At 34.8% G+C, this 20,857-nt stretch carries 23 protein-coding genes; 15 read left to right on the plus strand and 8 right to left on the minus strand.

Annotated features, from left to right (window positions below):
* A partial coding sequence (locus tag WC622_RS14230) for a flavodoxin-dependent (E)-4-hydroxy-3-methylbut-2-enyl-diphosphate synthase (protein WP_372820369.1) occupies window positions 1-622 on the plus strand: 622 nt, incomplete at its 5' end.
* 4 nt (window positions 623-626) lie between these two features.
* Here WC622_RS14230 and WC622_RS14235 read toward each other — a convergent pair.
* From WC622_RS14235 to WC622_RS14245, 3 genes are read right to left on the minus strand one after another with little or no spacing between them, the layout of a single operon-like run.
* Window positions 627-1,049, minus strand: a complete 423-nt coding sequence (locus tag WC622_RS14235; RefSeq protein ID WP_372820370.1) for a secondary thiamine-phosphate synthase enzyme YjbQ — start codon at window positions 1,047-1,049, stop codon at window positions 627-629.
* Between the two features lie 27 nt (window positions 1,050-1,076).
* A complete protein-coding gene (locus tag WC622_RS14240; protein WP_372820371.1) occupies window positions 1,077-1,409 on the minus strand; it encodes a cupin domain-containing protein in 333 nt (110 codons plus the stop codon).
* Between the two features lie 32 nt (window positions 1,410-1,441).
* On the minus strand, window positions 1,442-2,266 hold the full coding sequence (locus WC622_RS14245) for an alpha/beta hydrolase family protein (protein WP_372820372.1): 825 nt from the start codon (window positions 2,264-2,266) through the stop codon (window positions 1,442-1,444).
* 176 nt (window positions 2,267-2,442) lie between these two features.
* Between WC622_RS14245 and hemA the strand changes: the two genes are divergently transcribed.
* The 14 genes from hemA to WC622_RS14315 all read left to right on the plus strand — a co-directional run bounded on the left by hemA (window position 2,443) and on the right by WC622_RS14315 (window position 16,418).
* Window positions 2,443-3,669 carry a glutamyl-tRNA reductase gene (hemA, locus tag WC622_RS14250; protein ID WP_372820373.1) on the plus strand — a complete coding sequence of 409 codons (1,227 nt, stop codon included), beginning with the start codon at window positions 2,443-2,445 and terminating at the stop codon, window positions 3,667-3,669.
* An 83-nt stretch (window positions 3,670-3,752) separates the two neighbouring features.
* Complete coding sequence (hemC, locus tag WC622_RS14255; RefSeq protein ID WP_372820374.1) at window positions 3,753-5,330, plus strand: hydroxymethylbilane synthase; 1,578 nt, start codon at window positions 3,753-3,755, stop codon at window positions 5,328-5,330.
* A 36-nt stretch (window positions 5,331-5,366) separates the two neighbouring features.
* Window positions 5,367-6,335, plus strand: coding sequence for a porphobilinogen synthase (hemB, locus tag WC622_RS14260; RefSeq protein ID WP_372820375.1), 969 nt, complete (start codon window positions 5,367-5,369; stop codon window positions 6,333-6,335).
* A 99-nt stretch (window positions 6,336-6,434) separates the two neighbouring features.
* Window positions 6,435-7,805 (plus strand): glutamate-1-semialdehyde 2,1-aminomutase, encoded by a 1,371-nt coding sequence (gene hemL / locus WC622_RS14265; RefSeq protein WP_372820376.1) that lies wholly within the window; start codon window positions 6,435-6,437, stop codon window positions 7,803-7,805.
* A complete protein-coding gene (locus tag WC622_RS14270; protein ID WP_372820377.1) occupies window positions 7,805-8,671 on the plus strand; it encodes a sensor histidine kinase in 867 nt (288 codons plus the stop codon). The genes hemL and WC622_RS14270 overlap by 1 nt, the downstream gene beginning before the upstream one ends.
* A gap of 1 nt (window position 8,672) precedes the next feature.
* Window positions 8,673-9,380 carry a response regulator transcription factor gene (locus WC622_RS14275; protein WP_372820378.1) on the plus strand — a complete coding sequence of 236 codons (708 nt, stop codon included), beginning with the start codon at window positions 8,673-8,675 and terminating at the stop codon, window positions 9,378-9,380.
* A complete protein-coding gene (locus WC622_RS14280; RefSeq protein WP_372820379.1) occupies window positions 9,380-9,898 on the plus strand; it encodes a hypothetical protein in 519 nt (172 codons plus the stop codon). The genes WC622_RS14275 and WC622_RS14280 overlap by 1 nt, the downstream gene beginning before the upstream one ends.
* A 6-nt stretch (window positions 9,899-9,904) precedes the next feature.
* Window positions 9,905-10,930, plus strand: coding sequence for a uroporphyrinogen decarboxylase (gene hemE, locus WC622_RS14285; RefSeq protein WP_372820380.1), 1,026 nt, complete (start codon window positions 9,905-9,907; stop codon window positions 10,928-10,930).
* Between the two features lie 35 nt (window positions 10,931-10,965).
* The gene (locus WC622_RS14290; RefSeq protein WP_372820381.1) at window positions 10,966-11,517 is read left to right on the plus strand and encodes a CopD family protein; all 552 of its coding nucleotides are present in this window, start codon (window positions 10,966-10,968) and stop codon (window positions 11,515-11,517) included.
* 112 nt (window positions 11,518-11,629) lie between these two features.
* Window positions 11,630-12,757, plus strand: a complete 1,128-nt coding sequence (locus tag WC622_RS14295) for a hypothetical protein (protein ID WP_372820382.1) — start codon at window positions 11,630-11,632, stop codon at window positions 12,755-12,757.
* Between the two features lie 411 nt (window positions 12,758-13,168).
* Window positions 13,169-13,738: an RNA polymerase sigma factor gene (locus WC622_RS14300; protein WP_372820383.1), complete on the plus strand. Its 570-nt coding sequence runs from the start codon at window positions 13,169-13,171 to the stop codon at window positions 13,736-13,738.
* A complete protein-coding gene (locus WC622_RS14305; RefSeq protein WP_372820384.1) occupies window positions 13,719-14,462 on the plus strand; it encodes a hypothetical protein in 744 nt (247 codons plus the stop codon). Before WC622_RS14300 ends, WC622_RS14305 begins: the two co-directional genes overlap by 20 nt.
* A gap of 31 nt (window positions 14,463-14,493) precedes the next feature.
* Complete coding sequence (locus WC622_RS14310; protein WP_372820385.1) at window positions 14,494-15,291, plus strand: outer membrane beta-barrel protein; 798 nt, start codon at window positions 14,494-14,496, stop codon at window positions 15,289-15,291.
* A gap of 134 nt (window positions 15,292-15,425) precedes the next feature.
* A complete protein-coding gene (locus WC622_RS14315) occupies window positions 15,426-16,418 on the plus strand; it encodes an ABC transporter ATP-binding protein (protein ID WP_372820386.1) in 993 nt (330 codons plus the stop codon).
* A gap of 9 nt (window positions 16,419-16,427) precedes the next feature.
* Here WC622_RS14315 and WC622_RS14320 read toward each other — a convergent pair whose 3' ends face one another.
* The 5 genes from WC622_RS14320 to WC622_RS14340 form a co-directional block, all read right to left on the minus strand.
* A complete protein-coding gene (locus tag WC622_RS14320; protein WP_372820387.1) occupies window positions 16,428-16,835 on the minus strand; it encodes a hypothetical protein in 408 nt (135 codons plus the stop codon).
* A gap of 102 nt (window positions 16,836-16,937) precedes the next feature.
* Window positions 16,938-18,182 carry a threonine ammonia-lyase IlvA gene (gene ilvA / locus WC622_RS14325; RefSeq protein ID WP_372820388.1) on the minus strand — a complete coding sequence of 415 codons (1,245 nt, stop codon included), beginning with the start codon at window positions 18,180-18,182 and terminating at the stop codon, window positions 16,938-16,940.
* Between the two features lie 34 nt (window positions 18,183-18,216).
* A complete protein-coding gene (locus tag WC622_RS14330) occupies window positions 18,217-19,377 on the minus strand; it encodes a 2-isopropylmalate synthase (RefSeq protein ID WP_372820389.1) in 1,161 nt (386 codons plus the stop codon).
* A gap of 4 nt (window positions 19,378-19,381) precedes the next feature.
* Entirely contained in the window at window positions 19,382-20,476 is a 1,095-nt protein-coding gene (gene leuB / locus WC622_RS14335) for a 3-isopropylmalate dehydrogenase (RefSeq protein ID WP_372820390.1), read from the minus strand.
* Window positions 20,476-20,857: ATP-binding cassette domain-containing protein (locus tag WC622_RS14340; RefSeq protein ID WP_372820391.1), on the minus strand; the 382-nt coding region annotated here is incomplete at its 5' end. The genes leuB and WC622_RS14340, both read right to left, overlap by 1 nt.

The following is a 20,857-nucleotide window of genomic DNA, read 5'->3' on the forward strand; positions in this document are numbered from 1 at the left end:
ACTTAACACTACAACAATCAATGCTACAACAGTTGTCATTCTTGACACTTCTCAAAATTTAGGCATGCAACAACAAAGAGCGTTTTTTGTCGCTTTGCAACAACAAAATATTCAAGTTCCTGTTATCATTAAAAGAATGTACACCAATATAGATGGGGACCAATTGATGTTATATGCAGCTAGCGATATGGGCGCTTTATTAACAGATGGTTTTGGTGATGGTGTATGGATTGATGTACCAGAAAACATTGGTTTGTCCTTAATAAACTCTACTAGTTTCGGAATTTTGCAAGCTACACGTACTCGTATTTCTAAAACTGAATATATTTCTTGTCCAAGCTGCGGGCGTACATTATTCGATTTACAAGAAACCACACAATATATTCGCTCAAAAACAGATCATCTAAAAGGAATTAAGATTGCTATTATGGGTTGCATTGTAAACGGCCCAGGAGAAATGGCTGATGCAGATTATGGTTACGTAGGTACAGGTCCTGGAAAAATCACGCTATATCGTGGTAAAGAAGTGGTAAAGAAAAACGTTAATACGCCATCTGCTTTAGATGAACTCATCGAAATTATTAGAGAAGATGGGAATTGGGTAGAGACAGTGGTCAGTTAGCAATTTATATTCCCCAAGCTGTTAGTACTACATTTCTATTTCCGCCATAATTGCGGTGTTCGCATAAATAAATTCCTTGCCAAGTTCCTAAAGCAAGTTGTCCATTTTTTATTGGGATTAAAACAGCAGTATCTAGCAAAACTGATTTTAAATGAGCTGGCATGTCATCCGAACCTTCGTAATCATGTTTGTAATCTGGATCATTTTCTGGAACAGCTTTATTAAACCACATTTCAAAATCTTTTCTCACAGTTGGATCAGCATTTTCGTTAATAGTTAATGAAGCAGAAGTATGCTGAATAAAAACTTGAATCATTCCAACTTTCAAATCTTCGATTTCAGGAATAGCTTTTAATATTTCATCAGTAATCAGATGAAAACCCCTGCTTTTGGCTTTTAAGCTAATTGTTTTTTGAAGTATTTGCATAAGAACTCAATTATCTTTGAGCAAAAATTAATACTTAAAATCTTCTCTACCCGGACTAAAAATATCTAACAATGTACAATCTGTAACTGCTCTCCCTCCATGTGGCACATCACCTGGAATAACAACAAATTTGCCTGTATCTAAAATTTGAGTTTCTTCACCAACTGTCATTTCGAACTGACCTTTTAAAACAAAAGCACACTGGTGGTGTGGGTGACTGTGAATAGGAGATTCACTACCCGCTTTAATGTCAATAAAGTTGATGGTGTTATTATCGGTATGAATTAGTTTTGAAAAAAAACCTGGGCTCATTTCTTTAACTTCAATATCGGAAAATTGACGGAAAATTTCTTCGTTCATGATGATTTTATAGGTGATAAAGATACTATTTGTCACAACCCATTCAAAAACAATAAACTCTTTTCACAAACCAGCAACAATTGTGCGGGCAAAGTTTCTTTATCAAATGGATGCGAAGCGCCATACACATGATTTGCGCCTTCAATTTTAAGTAATCTGCTACTTGGATTTGCATTAGATAGTTTTTGGGCAGTTTCAAGTGGAACATTTACATCATCATCACCCTGCACAATTAACCAGGGAATATTTATTTGCTTTGCGCTATTTAAAATATCTAGTTTTTCTTTATTCGCTTCAAAATCTGATAGCAAAGTAACATTCAACGGCATTTTCTCTTTTGTACGAGCATTCATCACATATATTTTGCCTTCTTTTTTCCATTCTTCCTCTCGCTCCCTTCCCCATAGGCTGCTAAAATCTGAAATTGCACTCCATGTAATTAAACCTTTAATATGTGGGTTATTAGCTGCCTGTATAATACTTAACCCCCCACCTCGGCTATGACCAATTAAAAATACTTCATTTACTCCTAAATTTTTTAAAGCATAATCGATTACTACATCAACATCTAACATTTCTTTAGAAACCGTGTTGGCAGCGAAAGCATCCATATCGCTGACATCATTTGGTTTGTCAGGTGTGACTCCACTATGTGATAAATTGAACTTCAAATAACGATACCCATTTTGCGCAAAATAACGAGCCACTAAATTATGTGCGCCCCAATCTTTAAAACCTTTAAACCCATGAACAAAAATTACTAATGGTGCTTTTGTATTCTTATCGTCATAAGTTATATCGCCAGCAATAATTTTTTGGTCTGCACCTGTTAACGAAAACTCTTCTTTATGTATCATAATCTACCTTGAACTTAGTATTTGAAACAATAATAACAATTTTAAAAAGACATGGTTTGTTAATTCTAAGTTAATTTAAAACCTTTCTAAATTAGCCTAAATTACAGCCTAATGACAGTTTTGCGGGTTTCGGTTTAGTACTTTTGTTCGCACTAAATTAATAGGCTGTAACCATTTTGGAATATTTAAAGATTATTGCATTTACGCACAAACAAATTGACCTAAAGGCATTAGGGAAATTAGTTATATGTGAGCATACGCTGGATGATAGGTTGAGAAATATCCAATCTGAGCTAAACATAAAAGAAATATTTTATGTTGGCACATGCAACCGCGTCGAGTTTGTATTTACTTCAGCAGCAGAGCTTGATAAAGAATTTATTAGCCGTTTTTTACATGTATTGGATATGGGTTTGCCAGAAGAATACATGGAGCAATTCATAGCAAATGTTTCGGTATATGAAAAAGTGGATGCATTTAACCACCTATTACGTACCTCTTGTTCTTTAGAAAGTTTAGTAGTTGGCGAGAAAGAAATTCTTGCTCAAATTCGTAAAGCTTACGAGGCATGTCGCATTGCTGGATTTACTGGCGATTACATGCGAATGGTAATGAACCGTGTTGTTAAAACTGCTAAAGAAGTTTATACCCATACTAATATCTCAAAAAACCCAGTTTCTGTTGTATCATTGGCATATCGCAAATTGCGAGAATTGACAGTGTGTGCAAATCCGCGGTTATTAATTATAGGCGCTGGCGAAACCAATAAAAATATTGCCCAATACCTTAAAAAACATAAATATTCTAACTTTTCTATTTTTAACAGAACTATAGAGAAAGCGGAATGCCTAGCAAAAGATTTAAACGGAAAAGCTTATCCACTTTCGGCATTGGCTGATTATGATAAAGGCTTTGATGTGATCATTACCTGCACTGGCGCAACTGAGCCGATTATTACCGAAGAAGTTTATATCAAATTGCTAAATGGCGATACTGGTAAAAAAGTAATTGTAGACTTAGCTATTCCTAATGATGTGGCGCCAGAAGTGGTAAAAAACTTTCCAATGCATTATATCGAAGTAGAATCATTAAAAGAAACTGCCCGCAAAAATATTCAAGAACGTTACGATGAATTAGTCAATGCAGAACATATCATCGACGAAAATATTAAAGAATTTGAATCCGTTTTACGCCAACGCAAAATAGAAATTGCGATGAGCGATGTGCCTAAAAAAATCAAAGAGATAAAACATACGGCCATCAATGGTGTTTTTGCTGATGAGATAAATACATTGGATGACAATTCGAGAGCAGTTTTAGAGCGTGTGATGGACTACATGGAGAAAAAATGCATTACCATACCAATGGTGATGGCAAAAGAAATCTTAGTAAAAAATAGCTAGATTTAGTATCGTCATTTCGAAGTTAACTCGGAATCTCTCTTGCAGAAAAATTAATTAAATTTGCGGAAAAACTAAGCATAAAGGTGAAGAAAATAATTATTGGTACACGCGGAAGCGATTTAGCATTATGGCAAGCTAACAACACAAAAGATAGGTTAGCAAGTATTGGTATAGATGCGGAATTGAAAATTATTAAAACGCAGGGCGATAAAATATTAAATCTTAGACTTGATAAATTGGAAGGTAAAGGATTTTTCACCAAAGAATTGGAAGAAGAGTTGTTAAACGGAACAATTGATATTGCGGTTCACTCTCATAAAGATTTGCCAACTACTAATCCTGAGGGACTAATTATTGCTGCAGTTACAGAACGCGAAGATCCATCAGAATTATTATTGATTTTGAAAGACTGTGTAGATGTAAGTCAGAAATTATCCTTAAAAAAAGGAGCAATGGTTGGCACTTCATCTAATAGACGTAAAGCGCAATTATTAGCTTTGCGTTCAGATTTAAATATTGAAGATTTACGAGGAAATGTACCAACTCGTATTCAGAAATTACGAGATGAAGATTACGACGCTATTCTACTAGCAAAAGCTGGCGTAAATAGATTAAATATAGACTTGAGCGAGTTTCACGTAGAAGTTGTGGATACTACTGAATTAGTTCCTGCACCTGCACAAGGTGCTTTAGCCATTCAAATTCGTGAAAATGACTCAGAGCTTTTTACTGCTTTACAAAAAATACATGATGCTGCAACTGCAGAAGAAATTGCTGTAGAGCGTAAAGTGTTGAATCTTTTCGAAGGCGGTTGCCATATGCCTTTAGGATGTTATTGCAAAAAAGAAGATGGCGAGTTTGAAGTTTGGACATCAAAAGCAGAAACGGATGAAGATTTTCCAGATCGTTTATTTTTAAGAGCTTCAACTACCGAAGGTTTAGCGGAAAAAATTGTGGCTAAGTTTGATAAAGAACGGAAACTTCCTGTTAAGGTTTTTATCTCTAGAGAAATTGGTGAACACAGTTATTTTAGAAAAGCTTTAGAAAAACATGATATTGAAATTGATGGGCGTTCGTTAATTCGCACATTTCCAATTGTAAATATTTTAGATCCATTTTATTTAAGAAACATCGATTGGATATTTTTTAGCAGTAGAAATGGTGTAGAATATTTCTTTAAACTAAACCCGGTTTTAGCTAAGAAAGTAAAATTTGGTGTAGTTGGTCGCGGTAGTGAAGATACGTTGAGAAAGTTCGGACATTTAGCAGATTTTGTTGGCGAAAGTGGAGATATTACCGAAGTTGCAGAAGAGTTTGCAAAATTGGCTGATGGGCAGACTGTGCTATTTCCAAGGGCGCAAGATTCATTATTGACCATTCAAAAATCTTTAGTTGAAACTACAAAAATCGTCGACTTGCCAATTTATGAAACAGTAGTAAGTGATGACATTGATGGCACAACGGCTGAAGTGTTGATTTTCACAAGTCCAAGTAATGTTGATGCTTATTTTACCAATAACTTATTAGATCCAGAACAGAAAGTAATTGCTATAGGTAATTCTACAGGCAAAAAATTTGATGAAATGGGTGTGAAGTATACCTTACCCTATTCTCCAGATGAAATTGGTTTAGCAGAAGCTGTTTTTGGAATTGACATATAATTCAAGTCTTATACTTGATACACTATATTTGATACTATGATACACAGACCACGTAGGTTAAGAAAAAATCCAGTTGTAAGGGAAATGATTGCCGAAACACGATTATCGAAGGATATGTTTATATATCCTTATTTTGTGGTTCCTGGAACTGGGGTAACCAAAGCGATTGATGCAATGCCAGGTGTAAACCATTTTTCTGTGGATACATTATTGAAAGATATAGAAAAAGGATTAAAACTGGGCGTAAACAAAATTATGTTGTTTGGCGTGGGTGATGAAAAAAGTGAGGATGCAAAATCTGCTTACAATCCACATTCATTAGTACCAGTTGCAGTTAGAGAATTGAAGAAAAACTTTGGCGACGATTTATATGTAGTTACTGATGTTTGCGTTTGTTCTTATACTACTCATGGTCATTGCGGAATTATGAAAGATGATTATATCCAAAATGATTTATCAGTTGAATTAATTGCGAAAATGGCTTTAAACCATGCAGAAGCGGGCGCTGATATGTTAGCGCCTTCAGATATGATGGATGGCCGTGTATCTGCAATTAGACATAAATTAGATGGAGGCGGTTTTGTAAATACTGCGATTATGAGCCATGCTACCAAATTTGCATCGGCTTATTATGGGCCGTTTAGAGAAGCTGCAGATTGTGCGCCAAACAAAGGCGATAGAAAAGCATATCAAATGGACTTCAGAAATGGCACTGAAGCGGTAAGAGAAGCATTATTAGATGAAAGTGAAGGTGCAGATGTATTAATGGTTAAACCAGCTTTAGCTTATTTAGATGTTATTAGCAAACTAAAACAAAACTCTGATTTGCCAATTGCCTGTTATAATGTTTCGGGAGAATACTCGATGATTAAAGCAGCAGCGCAAAGAGGCTGGATAGATGAACAAAAGGTAGTAATGGAAACGATGCATGCCTTTGCTAGAGCAGGAGCAAGTATTATCACCACCTACCACATTAGAGATATAGTAGAGAATAATTGGATGTAGGAGAAAGCTTAAAGCTTAAAGAAGAAAGACTAAAGCGCATGTTTTAACGCTTAGTCTGGAGCTTTTAGCTTTGATCTTTCAGCTTTTACCTTAAATAAAATGTTAGAATCATTAAAAAAGATATTCTCGGGAAACGAAGAGGAAATGCCGATAAATACAGGAAGTAAACCTGATATCAGTCGTGAGAAATCGGCAGAGTTGTATGCGAAATCGAAAACCTATTTTCCTGGCGGAGTAAATTCTCCAGTTAGAGCTTTTAAATCTGTTTATGGAACGCCATTATTTATTCAAAAAGGTGATGGTTGCTACATTTGGGATGCAGATGGTAATCAGTTTATAGATTTTTGTGCAAGTTGGGGTCCATTAATCTTAGGCCATAATAACGCTAAAATCAGAGAAAAGGTAATTGAAGTAATGCAGAATGGGATGAGCTTCGGCGCACCAACTGCACTAGAAAATGAATTAGCAGAGCTGATCATCAAAAATAACAGTTATGTAGAGAAAATCCGTTTTACGAGTTCTGGAACTGAGGCAGTAATGTCAGCAATTCGATTGGCTCGTGGATTTACAGGAAAAGATAAAATCATCAAATTTGAAGGGTGTTATCATGGTCACAGCGATTCACTTTTGGTAAAAGCAGGTTCTGGTTTGGTTACTTTTGGAGAGACTTCTTCGGCTGGCGTACCAAAATCTTTTGCAGCAGAAACAATTGTTATTCCATTAAATGATAAAAATGCAATTTCTGAGGCCTTTGAACAGTTTAAAGATCAAGTTGCTGCGGTAATTATAGAGGGCATTCCGGCAAATAATGGTTTATTGATGCAAGATCAAGACTACATTGAATTTTTGAGGCAAGCTTGCACAGAAAACAATGCCTTATTAATTTTTGATGAAGTAATTACTGGTTTTAGAGTTGGTTTTGAAGGTGCTGCAGCACATTACGGCATCAAGCCGGATATTGTAACTTACGGAAAGATTATTGGTGGTGGTTTGCCAGTAGGAATGTACGGCGCTTCTGCAGAAATTATGGGTCATATTTCGCCTGATGGCGGAGTTTACCAAGCTGGAACATTATCAGGTAATCCAGTGGCAATGGCTGCGGGTATAGCAACATTAACTGAGTTATTGCGCTCAGGTTTTTACAAAGACTTAAATGCGAAAACACAAGAATTCACCGATAGTATTCAGCGTTTTGCAACGGCTAAAAACTATAAATTTAAAGTGTTTACGGTGGGTTCTATCTTTTGGTTTGCCTTTACAGATAAAGACATTAAAACTGCAGAAGATATTGACCCAACAAGCATGGATAAATTTAAAATCATGCATCGTGAATTATTAAATAGAGGTATTTATTTAGGCCCATCAGGCTACGAGGTTGGTTTTGTTTCTGCAGCACACACAAAAATAGAGTTAGAGAAAGCAAAAAGGGCTATTTTTGATGCATTGGATTTAGTTTTTAGAAAAGTATAATGAAAAAATCAATCCTCATATTTTATTTTCTGTTGCTCTACGCATTGTTAGAAATGTTTTGGTGGGGCTCAGTTGTAATCGATTTACAGCCGCAAAAAATGGGAATGATAATGGGAGAGGGTTCAATTTTCATTTTTTTGCTTTGCGTTGGTGCTTATTTTATTCACGCTTCTATTAAAAAGGAAGATAGATTAAAAGAACAGCAACAGAATTTTTTAATGTCGGTTACTCACGAACTGAAATCGCCTTTGGCAGCTATAAAACTTAGTTTGCAAACTATTGTAAAACGAGACTTGGAGAAAGCGATGCAAACTTCTTTGCTAAATAATTCTCTTAAGGATATTGAGCGTTTGGATGATTTAGTAGAGAATATGTTATTAGCCACTAAGATAGAAAGTCGTACATATTCTTTCCCTAAGGAAGAATTTGATTTTTCAGAAATGGTAACCAAAATAACGGATCGATTGCAAGTTCATTCGTGTGGTAATCAGCAGCTAATTAATACCAAAATAAAAAAAGGCATCAAATTACTTGGAGATAAGTTTGCTTTATCATCGGTGGTAACGAACTTGGTAGAAAATGCAGTTAAATATTCTGGTCCTTGTGCCGAAATTGCAGTAGAGCTATGTCAAAATGACGGTAAGCCCTTTTTAACGGTTTCTGATAAAGGTCCGGGTATCCCAGATGGCGAAAAGATGCTTATTTTTGATAAATTTTACCGAGTTGGCGATGAAAATGTGCGCAAATCTAAAGGTACTGGACTTGGCTTGTTTATTGTTAAAGAGGTATTACAAAACCACGACGCTGATATTAGCGTTAAAGATAACGTACCGCAAGGTGCAATTTTTGAAGTAACATTTAATTGATATGCCACAAAAATTAAGAATACTATTGGTGGAAGACGAAGATCATTTGTTAGATGCCATTAAACTAAACCTCGAGTTAGAGGGTTATAAAGTTCATGCTGTTAAAGACGGCAAAACCGCTCTTAAAGTTTTCAAAGAAGAACGTTTCAACTTGATTATTTTAGACGTAATGTTGCCAGAAATGGATGGTTTCCAAGTGTGCGAAACTATTCGTTTAGAAAATACTGAAGTTCCGATTTTGTTTTTAACTGCTAAAAATACAAGTGAAGATCGCGTAATGGGTCTTAAAAAAGGTGCTGATGATTATTTAGTAAAACCTTTCAACTTGGAGGAATTAATTCTACGTGTTGGAATTTTAGTAAAACGTAGCTTAAAAGCTGATGATTTAAAAGAATTAAACTCTTATAAAATCGGTGATAAAACGATCTATTTTAACTCTTTTGAGTTAAAACAAGATGATGGAACAGTAGTGCCTTTAACTAAAAAGGAAACTATGCTATTGAAATTATTAATTGAGCGTAAAAACGAAGCGGTTTCTCGTGAGCAAATACTAGAAACAGTTTGGAATTACGATGTTTATCCATCAACAAGAACAATTGACAATTTTATTTTAACGTTCCGTAAGTATTTCGAACCAGATCAGAAAAATCCAGTGTATTTTCACTCGATTAGAGGTGTAGGTTATAAATTTACAGATAGCACAAATTAATGTACAATACTTGGAGTAGATATGCTTTAATGGCAACTTTTGCCCTTTCTGCATTGGTAAGTTTATATTTCAATCAATACCAGCTGGCTGCAATAGCCGGCTTTCTCTTTGCCTTTATTTTATGGAGTCATTTTAAACATAGTTCTGTTTTATTAGCTTCTAAACATTTTAAAGATGCAGATTACGAAAGAACCGAAAAGATTTTAGCTGAAGTTAAAAATCCCGATCGCTTGGCTAAAAATCGTCGTGGATATTACGAGTTCATGAAAGCTAATATCGCCTTGCAAAGAGAAGATTTTGAAACGGCAGAGTTTCACTTTCAAATTGCTAGTCGTTTCCCATTGGGAGGACAAAATGATAAAGCTTTTGTGATGATACATTTGGCTAATCTCGCTTTGCGTAAAAAAGATGGCGAGAGGGCAAAAGCATATATAGAAAAAGCGAAAGAGTTGGCTACAACATCAAGAGCAAAAGAAATTATAAAAATTATAGAGAAAGAAGCCAATGGTTTGGCCTAACATACAATGAAGAACAACTTATTTTTAGACGCTGCAAATTCAAAAACTACAGAACGCCCACCAGTTTGGATGATGCGCCAGGCCGGCCGTTTTATGCCACAATATTGGGAAATTAAAAACAAGTATTCGTTTTTAGAAATGTGCAAAAACCCTGAAATTGCTGCTGATGTGACGATGTTGCCAGTTGATTTATTAGGGATTGATGCTGCTATTTTATTCTGCGATATTTTAGTAACAGGTGAGGCAATGGGTGGAGATTTAAGTTTTACTCAAGGTGTTGGTCCTAAGTTTGCAAATCCTGTTCGTACTGCTGCTGATATTGATAAATTAGAAACGGATGTTGTAGATAGATTGGAATATGTTGCTGATGCAATTAAAGTTATTCAGCAACGTTTAGATGGAAGTATTCCACTGATTGGATTTGCTGGAGCCCCATTTACAGTAATGAGTTATTTGGTTGAAGGTGGTTCTTCAAAAGATTTTAAGTTAACCAAGTTGTTAATGCACAATCACCCCGAATTAGCACACCGTTTATTGGCTAAAATTGCAAAAGTAACTACTGATTATTTGAACTTACAAATTGCTGCTGGCGTTAATGCTGTTCAGTTATTTGATAGTTGGGCATTGGCTTTATCTTGGAATGATTATCAGGAATTTTCTCATCAGTATAACCAACAAATCATTGCTGGATTAAATAGAACTAATGTTCCAGTGATTTCTTTCTGCAAAGGAAGTTCAGTTTTTGCACCAATTATGGCTGAAGCAAAACCTGATGTGATCTCTGTTGATTGGAATGCAGATTTATTGAATATTAAAAATGCTTTACCTGCTGGAATTGCTGTGCAAGGCAATTTAGACCCACATATTTTATATGCAGATCAACCAGTTATCAAAAAACACATTCATCAATTATTTGAAAGAATGCGTGGTACAGAAGGTTTTATCTTTAACTTAGGTCATGGTATTATGCCAGATATTCCTTTTAATAATGTGAAATATGCTATTGAAGTAGTAAAGGAATTTAGATATTAAACCCTTAAATCCCACAAAGGGAACTTATTTTAATAATGGAAGAATATTACGAATATTTTAAAGCAGTTCATATCATTTTCGTCGTAAGTTGGATGGCTGGATTATTTTATGGTGTTCGTTTATTCATTTATCATACTGAAGCTAACGATAGACCAGAATTAGAAAAAAATATTCTTCAAAAGGAATTCACAAAAATTGAAGGCCGTTTGTGGAACATCATTACCATTCCGGCGATGTGTTTAACAGTTTTGGCTGGAGCTTTAATGTACTACACCCACTTCGACTTTTTAGTTACTCAAAATTGGATGTGGGTAAAAATTGCATTCGTAGTTTTGCTCATCATTTACCATTTCATTTGTCAGAATATAATGAAGCAGTTGAGAAAGGGAATATTTAAATATTCTTCTAATCAGTTGCGTTTATGGAATGAAGTTGCGACTATTTTATTGGTTGCTATTGTTTTTACCGTTATACTAAAAAGTGCAGTAAACTGGATTTATGGTTTACTTGGATTACTTGCTTTCTCTTTAATTATTATGACAGCCGTGAAGATTTATAAGCGTTATAGAGAGAAAAAAGAAGAATAAATAATTTTACCATTTCCCTGATTTTGTCATTGCGGGGACGAGGAATCTTATATGTAATAAAAAGAGATTCTTCGCGATGCTTTGAATGACAAACTGTTTTAGAATAAATTACATGAAGAAACAACTACTAGCAATCTTAATTACTTTATTTGCTTCTTCAGCAATGGCTCAATTTAATAATGAAGCTATTTTCCATCGCATTCGTCCTGCAGATAGTTTAGATAAGGAATTACATTTCAATTTTTACAATTTCAACTATGTTCGTAATTACGAATATTCTAATAAATTTCATGACGGTTATACTTTATACGGTACACAGATAGAACCACAATTAGTGTATTATGCTAATCCGAATTTGGCAATTGTGGCTGGAGCTTATTTGCGTAAAGATTTTGGTAATGATGGAATTTATGATGTTAAGCCTTTGTTTAGCTTAAAATACCATAAAAGAAACCTGACATTAGTTTTTGGTAGCCTAGAAGGAAACATTCAGCATAATTACATTGAACCGATTTACGATTTTGAGCGAAAAATTACCACACCAATTGAATATGGAACGCAATTATTAATTGATAGAGAGAAGTTCAAATTAGATAGCTGGATTTCTTGGCAAAAAATGATTTATAAAGGCTCTCCAGAAAAGGAAGAAATTGTTGGAGGATTAAGTACAGAATCGACTTTGATGCAAAGAGATGGTTGGAAATTGAGTATTCCTGCTCAATTTTTAGCGTACCATCAAGGCGGACAAATTGATGTTTTAAAAAATATTCCGATTAGTACTTTATTTAATGGCGCTGCCGGATTTAAACTGCATAAAACTGTTGGTGATAAAGTAAAGGAAGTTTTTACAGATAATTATATCGCTGTTTATAAAGATTTTTCGCCAACAAAAGTTAGAGCTTATCAAGGTGGTTTCGGGTTGTGGTTAAACGTAGGTATGGAAACCAAATGGGGAAGTTTAGTTGCTTCGTATTGGAAAGGAAATAAGTTTCTTACTATAAAAGGAATGCCATTGTATCAGTCGGTTTCTGAAAATTTATACGATGCTGGGTTTAAACAAAGTAGCAGAAGTATTTTAGCAGTTAGATACGTTTATCAGAAACAATTAATTCCTAATTTTTATTTAGATGTTCGCTTTGAGCCGCATTTTGATTTAGGAACTCCAGATGCTGATTTCCAGTTTAATCATTCTTTATTTATAACCTATAAGGAAGATTTTAGAATTTTTAAAAGGAAATAAGTCCAAAAGCCAGGAAAGACAGGAAGTCTGAAAGTGGTTTGCTATAGATAGGACGATATGTTCTCCTACATGCAGTTGATAGTTTTCTACATGCAGTGGGTAGTTAGTGTATTGATTTGAGTTTTTTAAACCAGATAGTAGTGGAAATACTTTTTGGTGTAGTGCTTTTGATGTTAGTATAACAATGCCAAAAAGATTGTAACGAATAGCGGGACTACAGAAGCTATAAAACACTAACATTCGTTTTCAAAACTATTTTTTCACTTATAGGGATTTAGTTAATTAAGGAATTTAATGCTCTTAACTGCTTAATATTGTATTTTTAGACTGTGAAATTGACAAATAAAAAAATATTTGCAACCCCGTGCAACCTTTTACCTCTAGGGCTCATCTACCCTATACAAACAACAAATGAAGGTGACTAAAACATATACGATTGATGACTTACTGGAAGGCTGCAAAGCTGGCGACAGGAAAATGCAAGAAAGGCTATACAAGCAAACTGCATCGAAAATGTTAGCCGTTTGCATGCGCTACGCCAAAGACCGTATGGAAGCTGAAGATGTTTTACAAATGGGATACGTTAAAATTTTCCAGAAGGTTAAAGATTATCGTGGTGATGGATCTTTTGAAGGTTGGATTAGAAGAATAATGGTAAATACTGCGATAGAAAGTTATAGAAAAAACTTACGTATGTTAAACGTAGTGCCAATTGAAGATGCTTATGAGCAACCATCAACAGGTTTTGATTTTAGCAGTTTAGGCATGCAAGATTTAATGAAAGTGATACAAAAATTAGCAGACGGCTATCGCATGGTATTTAACATGTATATTATAGAAGGGTATTCGCACAAAGAAATTGCAGAAACATTAGGCATCTCGGAAGGCGCTAGTAAATCTCAATTAAGTAGAGCGAGAGCAATATTGCAACAAGAAATTATTAAAATGGAGGGCTTTGGTTATGCAACACATACCGGATAAAGAATTCGATAATTTAATTAGAAATAAATTTGAAGATGCGGAGATTGAGCCATCTGCAAATTTATGGGCTAATATAGAACAACAGTTGGAGCCAAAACGTAAACGCGTTATTTCGATTTATTGGATGGCAGCCGCAAGTGTAGCTATTGCAATTACAGCGTTATTGGTTTTTCAAAAAACAGAAAAGATTCAATTGCATGGTGATGATACTGTTGCAGCTGTTGTTGAGCCAAGCAAACAAGATGAGGTGGTGCCAACTACTGAAGCACCAGTTGCAACTGTTTCTGTAAAAGAAAGCAATTCAACGTCTTCGGCTGTAAAAACTAAAAAAGTGCAGTTATTAGATCGTACACCATCAGAAAATAATCCGAAAATTATTTTAGCAAGCGTGCAACCGAATCCAACAACTGATCGTCTACCTATTAAAGCCGCTGATGTTAAACCATTGGATGTAATAGAAAAAGAAGTTCCTGTAGAAAATAATGCAGTAGTAATTGCTCAAGTTGAACCTCAGAAAGAGGAAACCAATGTGATTACAGAAACAGAGAATAGTTCTGAACGTAGAGGGATTAGAAATGTTGGGGATTTAGTAAACTACGTGGTAGATAAAGTTGATAAAAGAGAAAAGAAATTGGTAAGGTTTAATACTGATGATGATGATAATTCATCGCTAATTGGAATAAACATTGGCTTTTTAAAATTGAATAGTAAAAAACATAAATAGACACACATAAACCAAACAAACATACACACAAATGAAATCTTTAATTTTAACAGCAGTTTTGGTAAGCGGACTTACCTTTCTGGCAGGCTCAAGTGCTAGTGCACAACAAGATAGCGTAAAACGCAAAAAGTTTGATATCAACTATGGATTAGGTATTAATATAGGTGGTAAAAAAGATAGTACTGGTAAAATTGATCAAAGTAAAGGTCGTTTTGTTGGAGGAATTACTTTTACTCGATTGGATATCGGTTTCTCTAAATTAATTGATAATGGAAGCTTTTCATTGTCGCCAGCAAATCAGTTTTTAGACTACAAAGCTTGGAAAACTAGCCACCTTTCATTTGATGTTTTACAAATGGGATATAGATTTAACTCAAACTTTAAAATTTATGTAGCTGGAGGTTTCGATTGGACTTTAATTCGTTTGAAAGATAACATCACTATGCAAAAAAATACTGCTGATTTAACATATATTAATGAGCCTATTATATTTAGTAAAAACCGTTTCTCTAGCAGTTATTTACACATTCCCTTAAATTTTGAGTTAAGAACTAAGGAAAATCACAAAGGCAGACGGTGGTATTTAATTGCTGGTCCGGAAGTAGGTTTCTTGTTAAACGGAAAAGTAAAACAGATTAGCGATGAACGTGGAAAAGAGAAATTTAAAGATGATTATAACTTCGCTCCATTCCGTTACGGCGGTACAGTAAGAGTTGGTACTAATGGATTAGCTTTATTTGCTAAATACTATGCAAGCGATATGTTTGATAGTACTCCACAAAAAGGACTAAAAAATATGGCATTCGGTTTAACATTTGGATTGAACTAGTCCAAAGAGTAAACTACTAAAGTAAACGCACACAACACACAAATACAACCTGATCCTGCAGATGAAAGTTTGCAGGATTTTTTTGTGATGATCTTTAGTCTTTCAGCTTATAGCTTTATGCTTATCTTTACGCTGTGAATGAGCAGATAATCACCGTTAATAACCTAACAAAACAATACCAGCAAACTCAAGCTTCGGGTATAACAGACATTAATTTTTCTATAAAAAGAGGAGACATTGTTGCCATTATCGGCGAAAGCGGTAGCGGGAAATCAACTTTGTTGAAATGCATTTATGGATTGTTAAAACTAGATGCCGGTGAAGTTTTAATGAATGATAAAAGAGTGAAAGGGCCAGATGAACAGCTTATTCCAGGAAATGCTGAAATGAAAATGGTTACTCAAGATTTTTCATTAAACATTTATGCTAAAGTTTACGATAATATCGCATCAATGCTTTCTAATACAGACATAAAAGCAAAGGAAACCAAAACTTTAGAAATGATGGAGCATTTGCACATCACAAAATTAAAAGATAAAAAAATAATTGAGCTTAGTGGGGGAGAACAGCAACGTGTTGCAATAGCAAAAGCATTAATTAGCAATACTAAAGTTTTGTTATTGGATGAACCTTTTAGTCAAGTTGATTCGTTGTTGAAAAACCAATTACGAGCGGATATTAAACGTTTAGCAAAAGAAACCGGACTGACTATTATTTTGGTTTCTCACGATCCAACAGATGGGTTATTTCTTGCAGATCAGTTGTTGATTTTAAAACAAGGCCGGCTTTTACAAAACGATAAACCAGAAATCATTTATCAAAATCCTTCAGATTTATATACTGCTCAAATTTTAGGAAATGCAGTCATTTTAACTAAAGAAGAAGCATCACAATTGGGCATTAAAACTGCAAAACAACATGTGGTTTTTTATCCAGAATGGGTAGAATTAAAAAGCACTTGGCAGAGCAGACGGTTTGAAGTACTTGAAGTATATTACAAAGGTTTTTACGATGAACTTTTGCTAGAACGAAATGGTGTAAAAATTAGAGCTTTGCAGCTTAATAGTGGAGAGCACAAAAAAAATGACCACATTCAAGCGAATGTTGGCCATTTCTTAGAGTTTTAATCAAATTTTTTATTGAGACGATTCGATAAGTACAATTTTAACCCTTGTTCTCGTCGTTGGCTTTATGGGGGCAGTGTCTTGATTGTCAGAACTTTGAATGTCTATTTCGATTGACCCTTGTCTGATCACATAACTATAAGCATCAACATTGTATACAAAAGGTAATTGTTCGTAGGTATTATTATCACCTCTAGAAATATAAGTTAAAATACCATCGTCTTCAAAAGTTCTAGGATCAATTCTACTTTCGTTAATAACGGCATAATAGGTTAATCCATCGGTACTTAGTTGCCACTGATTAGGTTCGATGTATTTAATAATTGTCAGATTGTTCGCACTTTGAACAATAGTGTCTTTTTTGCAAGACGCCAGACCTAGTGAGGCGATGCAGATTAGGAGTAAGGTTAGCTTTTTCATGTTGTGTGTGTGTTTTGCAATTTATAATGCAAAACTTTTGCCAAAATTTACACACGAGAAAGAGGAGCCAATTTTTTAACTATTTACCAGTCTGACTTAAAATTACACTAAATATTCAAACAAAGTTTGATCTTGATTTAATTCAATGATGTCGAATTTAAAGATTTTCATACGACTTACTAATCCTTCATAATCTTCTCTATCTTTGAGTTCAATACCTACTAAAGCTGGGCCATTTTCACGCTCTGTTTTTTTAATAAATTCAAAACGAGTGATGTCATCATGTGGACCTAAAACCTCATTTACAAAAAGCTTCAACGCACCTGGTCTTTGCGGAAAACGAACAATGAAATAGTGTTTTAATCCTTCGAAAAGCAGAGACTTTTCTTTGATTTCTTGCATCCTTTCGATGTCGTTATTTCCACCGCTTACTATGCAAACTACTTTTTTGCCTTTAATCTGATCTGCACATAAATCTAATGATGCTACTGCTAAAGCACCAGCAGGCTCAGCAACAATTGCATCTTCATTGTATAATTTTAAAATACTTGTGCACACTTTTCCCTCTGGGATAAGCATTATTTCATCTAAAACTTCTCTACAAATCGGATAAGTTAATAAACCAACGGATTTTACAGCAGCTCCATCAATAAAACGATTAATTTGATCCAGTTTTATAGGTCTGCCAGCTTTAAAAGCTGCATCCATAGAAGGAGCACCTTCCGGTTCAACACCAATTAATAAGATATTTGGATTAGTTTCTTTTAAATAGGTTCCAGTTCCTGACGCTAAGCCACCACCACCAATTGGCATAATTACCACTTCCGTATCTGGCAAATCTTCTAGAATTTCTACACCAACTGTTCCTTGGCCTTCTATAACATGATAATGATCAAAAGGAGGGACGAATGTCATTTTATTTTCTTCAGTAAATCGTAACGCTTCAGCTAAACAATCATCAAAAGTATCTCCAACCAAAATAATATCTATCCACCCATTGCCAAATAAAGTAGTTTGACTTACTTTTTGTTTTGGAGTAATTTCGGGCATGAAAATAGTGCCTTTAATTTTTAATTTTTTACAAGAATAAGCAACACCTTGCGCATGATTACCCGCACTTGCACAAACTACCCCATTTTGAATTTGATCAGCTGGAATTTGGCTCATCATGTTATAAGCACCACGTAATTTATACGAACGAACTACTTGTTTATCTTCTCGTTTTAAATAAATTTCTGCCTGATATTTTTCCGATAAACGTTGATTAAATTCTAAAGGTGTATGTAAAACAGTACCCTTCAGTCTTTCCGCTGCTGCTAAAAAATCAAATGTATATGTTGTCGTCATTATTCTTTGCTTATCGTCTCTGCGACGTACTTCATTAAACTAAATGTAGGGCTACCAATTGATTTAAATCGTAGTCATCAATGCCTTGCTTGCTATCTGCTAAAACTAAAAATTGTTTGTAAACGATATCTAAATTGTCTTTATCTAAGGAATGACCAAGTCTATCTAAGTGATGTTTTAAGGCATGACGGCCACTTCTTGCAGTTAATACGATTGCAGCAGATGGAAAACCAACATCTTCAGGTTTAATAATCTCATAATTTTCACGGTTTTTTAAGAAACCATCTTGGTGAATACCAGAACTATGTGAAAATGCATTACCACCAACAATAGCTTTGTTGGGTTGAACAGGCATGTGCATTTGTTCACTTACGTGTCTGCTAATGTTATAAAAACCTTGCGTATTAATATTAGTATGAAGATTTAAGCTTTTATGTGTTTTTAAAATCATCACCACTTCTTCCATTGAAGTATTACCAGCACGTTCGCCAATGCCATTAACAGTACATTCAACTTGACGAGCACCATTTTGTAAACCAGCAATTGAATTTGCAGTTGCTAAACCTAAATCGTTATGACAATGTACAGAAATAATAGCTTTGTTTATATTTTTTACATGTTCTTTTAAATACAAAATTTTAGAACCATACTGATCTGGTAAGCAATAACCGTTGGTATCTGGAATATTTACAACTGTTGCACCAGCAGCAATAACTGCTTCAATCATTTTTGCTAAAAATTCAATATCTGCTCTACCCGCATCTTCAGCATAAAATTCTACATCCTCCACATATTTTTTAGCATATCTCACTGCTTCGACTCCACGCTCTAAAATATCTTCACGAGTACTGTTGAATTTCGTTTTGATGTGCATGTCGCTTGCTCCAATTCCAGTATGAATTCGCGGTCTTTTTGCAAAACGTAATGCATCTGCAGCAACATCGATGTCATTTTTATTTGCACGAGTTAATGCACAAATAATTGGATTTTTTACTGCTTTTGATAATTCAATTACACTTGTAAAATCTCCAGGACTTGATACTGGAAATCCAGCCTCAATTACATCAACCCCTAAAAATTCGAGAGATTTCGCGATTTCGATTTTCTGATTGGTATCTAATTGGCAGCCCGGAACCTGCTCTCCATCACGCAAGGTGGTGTCAAAAATGTAAACTTTATTAGGATCGTGTATCATCGCTTTATGAATTTGTGGTAACGGTTTGTGATAAAAATTTCAAGACTAATTTGCCCATTTCTTTGGTGCCTAATACTTTGTATCTATTGGTGGTGCTATCTGCAATATCGTTCGTTCTAAAACCTTCCTTCAATACTCTATCTACCGCATTCACCAAAGTTTTTGCCTCTTCTTTCAGTCCAAAACTAATTTCGAGCATTAGCGCAGCTGATAGGATAGAAGCCAGTGGATTTGCTAAATCTTTTCCTGTGATATCATGTGCAGAACCATGTATTGGCTCAAAAAAACCAGTCCCATCACCTACAGAAGCTGATGCCAACATGCCCATAGAACCTGCAATTTGCGATGCTTCGTCTGTTAAAATATCTCCAAATAAATTGGCGGTTAACACCACATCGAATTGTTTCGGATCTTTGATTAATTGCATGGCGGCATTGTCAATAAACATATGACTTGTCTCCACATCAGGATATTGCTTAGCAATTTCTTGAACAGTTTCACGCCATAAACGAGAGCTTTCTAACACATTTGCTTTATCTACCGAGCATAATTTACCACGACGTTGACGAGCCGCTTCGTAAGCTTTATGTGCAATTCTTTCAATTTCGTATTTATGATAAATCATTAAATCGGAAGCTGTTGTTCTATCTTCAGAGCGTGTTTTTTCTCCAAAGTACACATCACCTGTTAATTCTCTGAAGAACAAAATATCTGTTCCTTTTAAAATTGCAGGTTTAATACTTGAAGCATGTAAAAGCTCATCAAATAATAAAATAGGACGAAGGTTAGCATACAAACCCAGCTCTTTTCTGATTTTAAGCAAACCTTGTTCTGGCCTAACTTTTAAAGAAGGATCATTATCATATTTCGCATGACCAACCGCACCAAAAAGTATAGCATCACTTTTTTTAGCTTTTTCTAAGGTTTCATCTGGTAATGGATTTCCTGTTGCTTCAATTGCAGCATGACCCATTAAAGCTTCATCAAATGTGAAATCATGATCGTAAGTTGCTGCAATATGTTCTAATGCCGCTTTTCCCCATTGGGTAACTTCTGGTCCAATTCCATCGCCAGGAATAACTAATACATGCTTCTTCATTATGCTAATTCTTTTTTTGTGTGGTACGCTTTTATATTTTCTATTACTTCGCCGTTATTTAACAGCAATTTATGAGTGAGACAAGCTGGTAATTGAGTTTCAAAATGCCCAACGTAAATTAAAGTCATTCCGTTAGTACACAGCTCATCTATTAAATGGTTAAAATGCTCTGTTTGTTGTTGATCTAATCCTTGGCAAGGCTCATCTAATATTAATAATTCTGGATTTTTGATGATTGTCCTCGCTAATAAAACCAACCTTTGTTTGCCAAGAGGAAGCACCTTTAATAATTCATTTTTATATTCATTGAGCTCGAAATAGTCAATTAGTTCTTCAACTTGAGCCTGTTTTTCTGCGCCAATTGTTTTAAATAAACCCGAA

Origin of the sequence: Pedobacter sp. (assembly GCF_041662865.1) — a bacterium.
In the GTDB taxonomy this organism is placed as follows: domain Bacteria; phylum Bacteroidota; class Bacteroidia; order Sphingobacteriales; family Sphingobacteriaceae; genus Pedobacter.

What these genes read in the sequence shown, in the direction of transcription:
- WC622_RS14235 (WP_372820370.1), bottom strand. Translation starts at nt 1,049, where the DNA reads ATGCAAATACTTCAAAAAACAATTAGCTTAAAAGCCAAAAGCAGGGGT.
- WC622_RS14240 (WP_372820371.1), bottom strand. Translation starts at nt 1,409, where the DNA reads ATGAACGAAGAAATTTTCCGTCAATTTTCCGATATTGAAGTTAAAGAA.
- WC622_RS14245 (WP_372820372.1), bottom strand. Translation starts at nt 2,266, where the DNA reads ATGATACATAAAGAAGAGTTTTCGTTAACAGGTGCAGACCAAAAAATT.
- hemB (WP_372820375.1), top strand. Translation starts at nt 5,367, where the DNA reads ATGATACACAGACCACGTAGGTTAAGAAAAAATCCAGTTGTAAGGGAA.
- hemL (WP_372820376.1), top strand. Translation starts at nt 6,435, where the DNA reads ATGTTAGAATCATTAAAAAAGATATTCTCGGGAAACGAAGAGGAAATG.
- WC622_RS14270 (WP_372820377.1), top strand. Translation starts at nt 7,805, where the DNA reads ATGAAAAAATCAATCCTCATATTTTATTTTCTGTTGCTCTACGCATTG.
- WC622_RS14275 (WP_372820378.1), top strand. Translation starts at nt 8,673, where the DNA reads ATGCCACAAAAATTAAGAATACTATTGGTGGAAGACGAAGATCATTTG.
- WC622_RS14280 (WP_372820379.1), top strand. Translation starts at nt 9,380, where the DNA reads ATGTACAATACTTGGAGTAGATATGCTTTAATGGCAACTTTTGCCCTT.
- hemE (WP_372820380.1), top strand. Translation starts at nt 9,905, where the DNA reads ATGAAGAACAACTTATTTTTAGACGCTGCAAATTCAAAAACTACAGAA.
- WC622_RS14290 (WP_372820381.1), top strand. Translation starts at nt 10,966, where the DNA reads ATGGAAGAATATTACGAATATTTTAAAGCAGTTCATATCATTTTCGTC.
- WC622_RS14295 (WP_372820382.1), top strand. Translation starts at nt 11,630, where the DNA reads ATGAAGAAACAACTACTAGCAATCTTAATTACTTTATTTGCTTCTTCA.
- WC622_RS14300 (WP_372820383.1), top strand. Translation starts at nt 13,169, where the DNA reads ATGAAGGTGACTAAAACATATACGATTGATGACTTACTGGAAGGCTGC.
- WC622_RS14305 (WP_372820384.1), top strand. Translation starts at nt 13,719, where the DNA reads ATGCAACACATACCGGATAAAGAATTCGATAATTTAATTAGAAATAAA.
- WC622_RS14310 (WP_372820385.1), top strand. Translation starts at nt 14,494, where the DNA reads ATGAAATCTTTAATTTTAACAGCAGTTTTGGTAAGCGGACTTACCTTT.
- WC622_RS14320 (WP_372820387.1), bottom strand. Translation starts at nt 16,835, where the DNA reads ATGAAAAAGCTAACCTTACTCCTAATCTGCATCGCCTCACTAGGTCTG.
- ilvA (WP_372820388.1), bottom strand. Translation starts at nt 18,182, where the DNA reads ATGACGACAACATATACATTTGATTTTTTAGCAGCAGCGGAAAGACTG.
- WC622_RS14330 (WP_372820389.1), bottom strand. Translation starts at nt 19,377, where the DNA reads ATGATACACGATCCTAATAAAGTTTACATTTTTGACACCACCTTGCGT.
- leuB (WP_372820390.1), bottom strand. Translation starts at nt 20,476, where the DNA reads ATGAAGAAGCATGTATTAGTTATTCCTGGCGATGGAATTGGACCAGAA.